This is a genomic window from Pseudomonas sp. UFMG81, assembly GCF_015354575.1.
Taxonomy (GTDB): domain Bacteria; phylum Pseudomonadota; class Gammaproteobacteria; order Pseudomonadales; family Pseudomonadaceae; genus Aquipseudomonas.
Window position 1 is genome coordinate 1 of the sequence record NZ_JACAFQ010000078.1, and the last position, 701, is coordinate 701.

Sequence of the window (701 nt, forward strand, 5' to 3'; positions counted from 1 at the left end):
TGATCTGAACGGTGCCACGCACACCGCGACCGTTGAAGACGTAGTCGATAACACCACCGTCTCGGTTACTGCCGACCCAGCGAAAGAAGGCGACGCCAACGTCACCTTCCACTTCCAGCTGAGTAACCCGCCGCAGGCCGGCAGCACCACTACGCTGACCGTCAATGTCGGTGGCAAGGACTACACCGTGGTCGTCGATGCCTCCGGCAAAGGCAAGCTCGACGTCCCGAACACCAACAGCAACACCAACGACTTCTACAAAGATGCAACCGAAGTCACCGCCACCGTCACCAAGGTCGAAGGCGGTAACTACGAAGCCGTGGACCTGAGTGGTGCCACGCACACCGCGACCGTCGAAGATGTGGTCGACAACACCACCATCTCGGTAACGGCTGACCCGGCGAAAGAAGGCGACACTAACGTCACCTTCCACTTCCAGCTGAGCAATCCGCCGCAAGCCGGCAGCACCACCACGTTGACCGTCAACGTTGGCGGCAAGGACTACACCGTGGTCGTCGATGCCTCCGGTAAAGGCAAGCTGGATGTGCCGAACACCAACGGCAACACCAACGATTTCTACAAAGATCCGTCTGAAGTCACTGCGACTGTCACCAAGGTCGAGGGCGGCAACTATGAAGCCGTGGACCTGAGTGGTGCCACGCACACCGCGACCGTAGAAGATGTGGTGGATAACACTACCG

Annotated in this window: 1 protein-coding gene; it reads left to right on the plus strand. The window is 59.1% G+C overall.

What is annotated here, in order from left to right:
* Positions 1-701: immunoglobulin-like domain-containing protein (locus IX761_RS26995; protein WP_194792523.1), on the plus strand; the 701-nt coding region annotated here is incomplete at both ends.